Below are 9,754 nucleotides of genomic sequence, written 5' to 3'. Positions count from 1 at the left end.
CTGTATTTGGCAAGTAAAAAATGTATGAAATGGCAATTAAAAATGCATGCCACTTGCCACCTATAAATTATTGATGCAATAAAGACTCTTTATAACGGAAACTATCACCTTTAAATACTAATAAATGCGAATGATGAATTAATCGGTCAATGACAGCCTCAGTTAGTATGGGATCACCAAAAACATGGTTCCACTGACCGAATTGTAAGTTTGTTGTAATTACTATACTGGAATTTTCATAACACATTGAAATAACTTGAAAGAGTAGCTCCGCTCCTTCTTTATTAAGTGGGATATAACCGAGCTCATCCAAAACTAAAAGTTCTAGCTTTTCAATTTGCTTCATTAACTTTTGGAGTGTATTTTTTTGATTAGCCTCTATTAACTTATTAACCAAACCTGCCACGGTAAAGAACTTTATTTGACTGCCAAACTTATATATGGCATTTAACGAGATTAATGTTGCCAAATATGTTTTTCCTGTGCCAACCCCTCCATACAATATCAAGTTCTCCTTTTCTTTAATAAACTCGCCATTTACGACTTTTGACCGATCAATTCCTTGTGGAATTTGTATATGATCCCACTGAAAGGGTTGAGTGCCCGTTTTGGGCAGTTGGGCCTGACTTAGTAATAAGTTAATCTTTCTTTCTTCTCTGTTTTGTATTTCCTGTTCGAATATCTTTAAGAGGTATTCTTGGTTAGTCTCTGCTTCTACTTCACTAAAATGTTCTCGTATCCAGCTTAACTTCAAGCGCTTGGCATAAAGCTTAATTTGCTCGTTCACTCGCCGACACCTCCCTCATGAAAAAAAGCATCATAATGAGTGAGACCGCGAATAACACTTGGCATTATTGGGACCTTATTACGTGGAGTTATTGCCACATGCGACTCACCTTGGTTTAATAAGGAATAAAAACAATGCTTAATCTGATCTGTGCTAGGATGCCCATGTACTGAAGCTAAATTGAGAGCTTCATTCAATAATGTAAAATCATTATTTTTTAGCAGTTTTCCTAATAGACGTAATACATCTTTCTGTTCCTCTTCTGTACAATTGTTTAAAAAGGTTGTCCAAACTTCAGGGAATTGATCATACAAACTGGAGTATTTTATTGCCTTTGGACGTCTTGATAATAAATCTAGATATGGCTGCCAGATCATTGATCGACGTTTGACGCCATATAAGCGAGAGTGAGTGACAATAACTTCATTGTCTTTATTTAACACAATAATTGAATTATATGATATACAAATTTTAACCCTTTGTTTGGCAAACCTTGGTGATGTCGAATATTCCTTATTATCTACATTAATAATTCCATACTTATCAGCTTTCATTTCTTGATAACGTGCACATTCAAACAATTTTTCAGGAAGGATAAGCCATTCCTTTTGGTCTTCCTTATATAACTTAGACTGAAGCTCTTGTTTTAGATAATGTGGACGGCAACGATCTTCCTCAGCCAATTGCCAGAGAGTTTGATTAAAATGATCAAGGTCGATGACAACACATTCAGGTAAGAGGAAGTTATTGCGAACATACTTAACCATGGCTTCAACGTGCCCTTTTTCATTTCCCTTACCAGGATTACAAAATTCATAACGAAACCCATAATGTAAAACAAACCTCTCAAAGGTATCTGTAAGTTCTCTCTGACCTTTACCTTTTATTTTTTTTACCGCAGGCGATAGGTTATCAAAGCGGATCGTTTTTGGAACACCACCCATATAACGAAACATTCGTTGTAGGCCCTCCAATAAACACTCTGTATTTTCCGAAGGAAATACTTGAAATAGAAATGTATTACTGTATGGGAAAGACATAACTAGGTAAGGCAAGTCAATGACTTCTGATTGATATAAAAAAGGCGCTGTTCCAAAATCAACTTGTGCTGTTCCTGGCATTGTCTCGAGAGGGAGTGCAGCCCCATCAATATATTCTCTGATTTCCTTTTTCCGTTTGGAAACATAATCTCGAACTGTTCGTGCAGAACCTTTGAAACAATGAAACTTAACTAACTGCTCATACATACGTTTAGCTGTTCTATGATTCTTCTTTTTCTTTTTTAAATCTTCATGAATCCATTTATCTATGATTGGCTTTACTGGCCCCATCACTTTCGAAACTCTTTTTTGAGCTTTTTTTACTAGAAACTCTTCCTGATTGGCATACTTGGTAACGGTACGTGGATCTATATCCATCTTTCTTGCCACGTTGGCATAAGTTTCACCTTTTTGATTTACTTGATGTCTGATATAATCTATTTGTGCCACTGCTAACATCTCCTATTTTATCCTCCTGTCAAACGTTGTTGGTCCAACGAGGAGTTTAAAGTTATTTTGAGAGGTTGGCAAGTGGTTTTTTTTATCTGTATATGCCCCTTAGGGCCTACACAAATTAAATGCCATTACCTACATATTTAGTTTGCCATAAACATATTGGCGGGGGTCTTTCCTATTTTTCCTCTTGAGAAAAAGAAGAATGCAAAACGCCATAATAAATACAAAGAAGGACAATCTATGTTAACAACACTATTTCAAGAACAAGAAAAACATTAAGGAAATGAAGTAAGAACACGTAAACCACAACGATCTATATCCATCTTTCTTGCCACGTTGGCATAAGTTTCACCTTTTTGATTTACTTGATGTCTGATATAATCTATTTGTGCCACTGCTAACATCTCCTATTTTATCCTCCTGTCAAACGTTGTTGGTCCAACGAGGAGTTTAAAGTTATTTTGAGAGGTTGGCAAGTGGTTTTTTTTATCTGTATATGCCCCTTAGGGCCTACACAAATTAAATGCCATTACCTACATATTTAGTTTGCCATAAACACAACTAAAATATTATCTTAGTGTTAGTGGTGTGAAATCTATATTATGAAAAATTAATAAATATAGGTAAAAGCTAATATATAAATAGTGTGAGTAAATTCAAGCTTTTGTCATATTTAATAACAATTATTTAGTATAAAAACCATAATTCACCATATGATTTAATACTTAAGGGGGGAAGCTGATGGATAACAAATCATATCCTAAAGTTGCATATTTTTGTATGGAGTATGGATTAGATTCAAAAATGAAAACGTATGCAGGTGGACTTGGAATTCTTGCAGGTGACTATTTAAAGGGAGCGAAGGATCACAATTATCCGATCATAGGGATCGGGATAAAATGGAAGCAAGGTTATTCAGATCAAAAAATTGATGAAAACGGTCAACCATATGATGCATATTCAAACCATCAATATGATTATTTAGAAGATACTGGGATAAGTGTAACTGTAAAAATTAGACAAAGAGATGTTTTATGTAAGGTGTGGAAAGTTGACAAGTTTCAAAATGCCCCTTTATATCTTTTAGACACTGATTTACCTGAAAATGAAGATAGTTGGATTACTGGTCAGTTATACGGTTGGTTTGGAGAAGAACGAATTGCTCAAGAAATGGTACTTGGCATAGGTGGGGTTCGAGTTTTAAGAGCACTAGGATACGATATAGATGTATATCACTTTAACGAAGGTCACGCGCTTTTTGCTGGCTTTGAATTAATTAAGGAAAAGATCGATCAAGGTATGGATTTTGAGGATGCAGTCTTAAAGTCAAGAGAGGAGATTGTTTTTACAACACATACTCCCGTGATTCAAGGAAACGAATCACATTACTTAGATCGTTTAATGTATATGGGTGCAAATAATGGATTAACAATTGAACAATTAGTTTGGATTGGTGGTTCACCATTTAATATGACAGTTGGAGCCTTAAGGCTTGCACGTAATTCAAATGCCGTTGCGAAACTTCACAGTAAAACAGCAAATAAAATGTGGGCATGCGTAAAAGACCGATCAGAAATTACAGCAATAACAAATTGCATCCATAAACCAACATGGGTAGATGAAAAAATGGTTGATGCTGCTTTAAACGATGGAGATTTATGGGGCAACCATATACGTAACAAAAGAAATTTAATTCAATTTGTTAAAGATAAAAATGGTGTAGCACTTAATGAAAACAATATGATTATTGGATTCTCTAGACGTGCAGCCCCTTATAAACGAAGTAACTTTATTTTTACAGATGAAACTATAATTGGACCATTGCTAAATAGCGGAAAAATTCAAATCATTTTTTCAGGAAAAGCGCACCCTTTAGATGACACAGGAAAAGAAATCGTTGCTAATCTAGTAGCGATGACAAAAAAATATCCAAACTCTGTCGTATTCCTAGAAAACTACGATATGGAAATTGGTAAAATGTTAACAAGAGGATCTGATGTATGGTTAAACAATCCAAGAAGACCAAAAGAGGCGAGCGGAACATCGGGGATGAAAGCAGCAATGAATGGTGTTCTAAACTTTAGTATCCTGGACGGTTGGTGGCCAGAAGCTTGTGTACATGGGAAAAATGGTTGGCAGTTTGGAGATGGATTCCAATGTGAAAATGAGAAGAAACAAGATGAACGTGATTTAAGGGAACTCTATAAAGTCTTGTTAAAAGAAGTTATTCCAACGTACTACGAGGACCGTCTTAAATGGATTATAATGATGAAAAATAGTATTCTAAGTACAAAGGATCAGTTTGATGTGAAACGAATGCTTGAAGAATATTATCAAAAGTTATATAAAAAATAGGCTTGATCAAATTGATTTGTACTTAAGGTCATAGCCCCACCTCTAAGCGTAGTGTAGGTGGGACCTTCCATTCAGGTGGAGTTGAGACTCCATCTGAATTACCGATGTTCTAGCGAAGCTAGTACGAGTTGTCTTTTCATAAGTTTTAAGTTAATACACTTCGTATGATTTGGTGGTAAAAAAATTAGGGACGATCCGTTATAATTAGACTCGTCCCTTTTCCATATAGTAGAATATCGTTGACTGTCTAAGCGCTTCTATATACATTTGGGTTTCGATTTAAAGGTATTGGCATTGTTTGAGACAACTTTTTCCCGAGAAACTAAAGTAAAATGGGATGATCAGATGGATAGTTAAAATATTGTCTCACAGTCAAGGATATACCTCTTGAAATCTGTAATGCCATAGTATAGATGAGATTTAAATTCGTGTAGAAAAGAGAAGCTTCTACTTTTGGGTCATTTTCTAAAACGACTCCCATAACACTACAGTCCCCTATAGGGGGAAGATTATGCCCAAGTCCTGCCCCAGGTAGCACCGAACCATTTCGAACTACTATAGAATTAACAATCTTTGGATTCCCTAATACACTATCAATGGCAATGATAAAACTATTGTTTGGTAGATGAAGGCGTGAAATCTCAGGAACGTAGTTTGTTGCATCTATCGGTGTTTGAAGACTTCCTAGCACGGTTAAACGGTCAGGATATAAATTCTTTAATAACGTACCAACAAAAGGACCTAAACTATCTCCATTAATAAGATTAGAGCCAATTCCTATTACATAAATATGTTCTATTCCCTCAGGGATAAGAGTAAATAAGCTGTTACGTATATATAAAGGTGCTAATTTGTTGTTATATGTAATAACTTTATCGTGCATGTTAAGTTTCATATTTTTATCTAAATTGTTACTCACCTCTAATCTTTTTTCCATGTTCGTCCTCCGTAGCTTCTTTGTCCACTTAATAAATTTTTTAAATTTTCCTACTATTAATTAATTTCTTCATACTTATATAAAAGTCCTTTTAGTAATAATAAAAGTTTTTTGAGTCAGTCTTATTTGGATATATAGGTAATTAATTATATCCATACTGAATAAGGATTAACCCTTATTTGGCTTTTAAGGAAGAGATCGTCTCCTTATTTTATATAGTCAGAATTTATAAATCATTCAATCTGTATATGAAAACAAATATTTGCGTGAACTGATATACATAGTGGTTGTGGAATATTACTTTTAAAAATAGGAATGATTTTCTATCACGAAAAATTTAGTTTACTCGGACTGCATTTTTTGGTAGAAAAATGATTTATTTATTCAGTTTGCTTATTAAACAAGGGGATGAAATAGCATATTATATGGAAAAAAGAAAGTTATTTTAATATTGATTATTATTTTATTTGTCTTATGTGGAGGGATAGGAAATATAGTTGTTTTTGCAGAAATAAGTAATCAAATTAAAATCTCAGAAACGCCAAAATTAACGAATGAAAAAGCAATCGAAAAAGGTTCATATCAAATAAAGGTAGGGTCTTCCTCCGAAAACATTTATGAAACGGTTATATTTGAAGTGGAAAAAGATATGGTTGTTGAAAAAGTAAATGATGTATTAAGACCAACAATGGAAATTAATAAACTTTCAAAATGATATATCCTAATACAAAGCAGAAAAAACACCTAAATGTATCATAAACATGCGTTTTCTTTAAAGTCACTCGACAATGAGTGAAAATTAGCATTGCTAGTTAAGAGAGTACCAATTGGTTGCTCTCTTTTCTTGTAATCCCATATATGATAAAAAAGTGTTGGAAGGTGTTTCTACCAAGGACAAAGATCACGTATAGTCGTAAAACGTTAGACATATAAAGATGATATACTAAAAATGAAAAAATGATCCATTTTAGTATAGAAGGAGAATAATTAAAGACTATGGATACAAAGGTTAAGGAGTTATTTCTAAATCGACAAGCTATAATTGCCACGATGCATAAAAAAGAACTAGTAATTGCCCCTATTTTAGAGAAAGAATTAGGTATTAGCGTTACAATACCTGTAAATTTTAATACCGATCTATTTGGTACGTTTACAAACGAAGTCGAAAGAGCCGGAGATCAGCTTCAAGCTGCACAAAAAAAAGTTGAAAAAGCTTTGAAACAAAGTAACGTCAGTATAGGTATTTCAAGTGAAGGCTCATTTGGTCCACACCCCTTTGTTCCTTATTTACCTTATAATAGAGAGCTCGTATTATTGGTGGATCAAGAACAGGAATTGGAAATTGTAGGATATATTGCAAACAGTAACACAAATTACGCTCAAAAAGTCATAAAAACTGTTGAGGAAGCCTATGAGTTTGCCATATCAATTGGCTTTCCCACACATGGTGTTATTGTAAAAACTAACCCATCAACGAGAAATGTGGATGAAATGGTTAAAGGGATAACCGATGTGAATCATCTACATCATGTGCTGCACAACTTGTTTTCAAAATCTCCAGATTCATTATATATTGAAACTGACATGAGGGCTTTGTACAATCCGACTCGTATGAAAAACATTGAACTAGCAACAATTGACCTTGTGTCAAAAATAAGTTCCTTATGTCCGAAGTGTTCAACTCCCGGTTTTGAAGTAATCAAATCTAAAAAAGGGTTAGAGTGTGAATATTGTGGTTGTCAAACAGAGATAGTTCGTTCTTACATTTATGAGTGTAAAAAATGCAATTATCAAGAAGAGGAGCATTACCCCAACGGAAAAGAATATGCGGATCCTGCACAATGCCCACTTTGTAACCCATGATTAGACTAAAGGATCCAAGTGAAGCAAGCTGATACATCGGAAAATCAGGTGGAGAGTCTACTCCACCTGATTGAAAAATCCCACCTACGCTACGCTTAGAGATGGGGGTCTTTTACCCTAAAAAAATTCAGAGAAAAAAGAACATTAGCTTAGTTTTTCTTTGGGATACTTTGATTTGACTCGTATCTATTAATCCTCTTGATTCGTATTCTATTCTTCCATCATCATGCATTGTTTATGTTCGGTGAACTTTTTACTTGGTGCAGCACCTACAGTACCATGGTGATTTACATACATTTCTTTTACCTCATGTACAGTCATATTTTCATGTTTCAATAATTTCTGTCCAAAGTTAAATGTACCATAAGCTTTTCCGTTTTGAGTTTCTTCTCCCATTGCTAGTGTGTTACCTGCTCCTAAAACTAGTAATCCCAACGTTAGTATAGATACTACCATTGCTTTTTTCATTATCACCATCTCCTTATATTTTTCTAATGTAAGAATAGAATGAAATTTTGAAGAAATAATGTAGATTTTTTGATAAAAAAAGAAATATCATAACAAAATAACAATGTAATGCTTTCGATCTACTTTAACTATGTTTATGAAAATAGCACCTATTGGAATTCCAATGGTACCACTCTTGTTATTGTTGTTGGATTTGCTGATATTTTTGGAAAAGCTCATCATCCAATACATTTAGCATCAAAGTAGCGAGAGCATTAAATTATTAAATTTATCTATTAAAGCTTGAATCATCCCCTTTTACATAGTATTAAAGGGGATGATTCATTTTGAAGGTGCGATCTAACATCTAGAAATTAAATTGGTGTTTTTTTAAAACGACTCATGCAAGCGCTTGCTTTATTATTTTTTTAAGATTAGTATAGTAGTAGAGGAGGGGATTTAAAAATGAAAGATTTTGATTTTCAAAATGGGACGAAGATATTATTTGGAAAAGAGCAGGAACAATATGTAGGAAAAGAATCTGTTAAATTCGGAAAAAAACTTCTCTTACATTATGGCGGAGGAAGTATTAAGAGCAGTGGTTTATATGATAGAGTTGTTTCTTCATTACGTGAAGAAGGAATTGAAATTTTCGAATTATCTGGAGTAAAACCAAATCCGAGGGTTAGTCTTGTTAGAGAAGGGGTCGTAATTTGTAAAGAAAATAATATTGATTTAATTCTTGCGGTTGGTGGGGGAAGTGTGATTGATTCAGCTAAGGCTATTGCTGCAGGAGCGAAATACGAAGGCGATGTTTGGGATTTCTATACTGGAAAAAATAGTGTGTCAGACTGTTTACCGATTGGTGTTGTTCTTACTATACCTGCTGCAGGTAGTGAAACGAGTGCTGGTACTGTTATTACAAATGAAGATGGGTTGTACAAACGAGCAATGGGGCATAACAACTTGCGCCCGAAGTTTTCAATTTTAAATCCAGTGCTTACATATACATTACCTTCATATCAAACAGCATGCGGTATTACAGATATGATGGCACATATTTTGGAGAGATATTTTACAAATGAAAGAAACGTGGAGTTAACAGATCGACTATGTGAAGCTACCTTAAAAACGATTATTAATAATGCTCATACAGTTTTAGAAAATCCAACAAATTATGATGCAAGAGCAGAGATTATGTGGTCCGGAACAATTGCACATAATGATTTGTTAAGCACTGGAAGAGTAGGTGATTGGGCTAGCCATGACATTGAGCATGAGATTAGCGGAATTTATGATATCGCTCATGGTGCAGGACTTGCGATCGTTTTCCCAGCATGGATGAAGTATGTTTATAAACAAGACATCAACCGATTTGTTCAATACGCTCATCGTGTTTGGAATGTTGAAATTGATCCTTTTGATTTAGAAAAAACAGCATTAGCAGGTATTAAGAAAACTGAAGAATTCTTCCGTTCAATTGGTATGCCGATATCGTTAACGGAAGTAAATATTTTGGATGATCATATTGATGAAATGGCAAAAAAAGGAACTGAAAGCGGACCCCTCGGTAATTTTGTGAAATTATATGAGGAAGATGTTCGTCAAATTTTACAATTAGCCAAATAAAGTAATAGAAAAACCTCGTAACTATATGAGGCTTTAGTTTATAAATACAAAAATCGTTTTAGTTGACATACTGAACGTTTATGGTAAATTTAATATAATTAATAACATACAGCATTGAACCACTAGGGGTGTCTATTTGACTGAGATTAAAGCCTAGCTTTAAGACCCTTTGAACCTGAACTATCTCATTATAGCGGAGGGAAGTGGAACATCATGATTAGAGCTATTTATATGAGAGTT

8 protein-coding genes and 1 riboswitch are annotated in these 9,754 nt (G+C 34.2%); of the genes, 4 read left to right on the top strand and 4 right to left on the bottom strand.

Annotation, left to right across the window (positions count from 1 at the left end):
- Window positions 1–67: 67 nt before the first annotated feature.
- Complete coding sequence (gene istB, locus BKP37_RS08745) at window positions 68–787, bottom strand: IS21-like element helper ATPase IstB (protein WP_071309227.1); 720 nt, start codon at window positions 785–787, stop codon at window positions 68–70.
- Window positions 784–2,286, bottom strand: coding sequence for an IS21 family transposase (istA, locus tag BKP37_RS08740; protein WP_071309226.1), 1,503 nt, complete (start codon window positions 2,284–2,286; stop codon window positions 784–786). The genes istB and istA overlap by 4 nt, the downstream gene beginning before the upstream one ends.
- 738 nt (window positions 2,287–3,024) lie before the next feature.
- Between istA and glgP the strand changes: the two genes are divergently transcribed.
- Window positions 3,025–4,638, top strand: a complete 1,614-nt coding sequence (glgP, locus tag BKP37_RS08735; RefSeq protein WP_071309225.1) for an alpha-glucan family phosphorylase — start codon at window positions 3,025–3,027, stop codon at window positions 4,636–4,638.
- Between the two features lie 322 nt (window positions 4,639–4,960).
- Here the strand turns inward: glgP and yyaC are convergent, their stop codons facing one another.
- Window positions 4,961–5,575, bottom strand: coding sequence for a spore protease YyaC (gene yyaC / locus BKP37_RS08730; RefSeq protein WP_245712477.1), 615 nt, complete (start codon window positions 5,573–5,575; stop codon window positions 4,961–4,963).
- A gap of 451 nt (window positions 5,576–6,026) precedes the next feature.
- Here yyaC and BKP37_RS08725 point away from each other — a divergent pair, with 451 nt between their 5' ends.
- Together BKP37_RS08725 and BKP37_RS08720 are read left to right on the top strand one after the other, a co-directional pair.
- Window positions 6,027–6,290 (top strand): hypothetical protein, encoded by a 264-nt coding sequence (locus tag BKP37_RS08725; protein WP_071309224.1) that lies wholly within the window; start codon window positions 6,027–6,029, stop codon window positions 6,288–6,290.
- 281 nt (window positions 6,291–6,571) lie between these two features.
- On the top strand, window positions 6,572–7,438 hold the full coding sequence (locus BKP37_RS08720; RefSeq protein WP_071309223.1) for a DUF6671 family protein: 867 nt from the start codon (window positions 6,572–6,574) through the stop codon (window positions 7,436–7,438).
- 210 nt (window positions 7,439–7,648) lie between these two features.
- Here the strand turns inward: BKP37_RS08720 and BKP37_RS08715 are convergent, their stop codons facing one another.
- Window positions 7,649–7,906, bottom strand: coding sequence for a hypothetical protein (locus BKP37_RS08715; RefSeq protein ID WP_071309222.1), 258 nt, complete (start codon window positions 7,904–7,906; stop codon window positions 7,649–7,651).
- Window positions 7,907–8,350: 444 nt separating this feature from the next.
- Here BKP37_RS08715 and BKP37_RS08710 point away from each other — a divergent pair, with 444 nt between their 5' ends.
- Window positions 8,351–9,514 (top strand): iron-containing alcohol dehydrogenase, encoded by a 1,164-nt coding sequence (locus BKP37_RS08710; RefSeq protein WP_071309221.1) that lies wholly within the window; start codon window positions 8,351–8,353, stop codon window positions 9,512–9,514.
- 114 nt (window positions 9,515–9,628) lie between these two features.
- Window positions 9,629–9,733, top strand: a riboswitch (TPP riboswitch).
- The last annotated feature ends 21 nt before the right edge of the window (window positions 9,734–9,754 follow it).

The sequence above is a fragment of the Anaerobacillus alkalilacustris genome (assembly GCF_001866005.1).
GTDB lineage: Bacteria > Bacillota > Bacilli > Bacillales > Anaerobacillaceae > Anaerobacillus > Anaerobacillus alkalilacustris.
This window is presented reverse-complemented; position numbering and strand designations above follow the sequence as displayed.

Bases quoted from the DNA above. Each gene is read 5' to 3' on its own strand.
- istA (WP_071309226.1), bottom strand. From the start codon at position 2,286: ATGTTAGCAGTGGCACAAATAGATTATATCAGACATCAAGTAAATCAA.
- glgP (WP_071309225.1), top strand. From the start codon at position 3,025: ATGGATAACAAATCATATCCTAAAGTTGCATATTTTTGTATGGAGTAT.
- yyaC (WP_245712477.1), bottom strand. From the start codon at position 5,575: ATGGAAAAAAGATTAGAGGTGAGTAACAATTTAGATAAAAATATGAAA.
- BKP37_RS08720 (WP_071309223.1), top strand. From the start codon at position 6,572: ATGGATACAAAGGTTAAGGAGTTATTTCTAAATCGACAAGCTATAATT.
- BKP37_RS08715 (WP_071309222.1), bottom strand. From the start codon at position 7,906: ATGAAAAAAGCAATGGTAGTATCTATACTAACGTTGGGATTACTAGTT.
- BKP37_RS08710 (WP_071309221.1), top strand. From the start codon at position 8,351: ATGAAAGATTTTGATTTTCAAAATGGGACGAAGATATTATTTGGAAAA.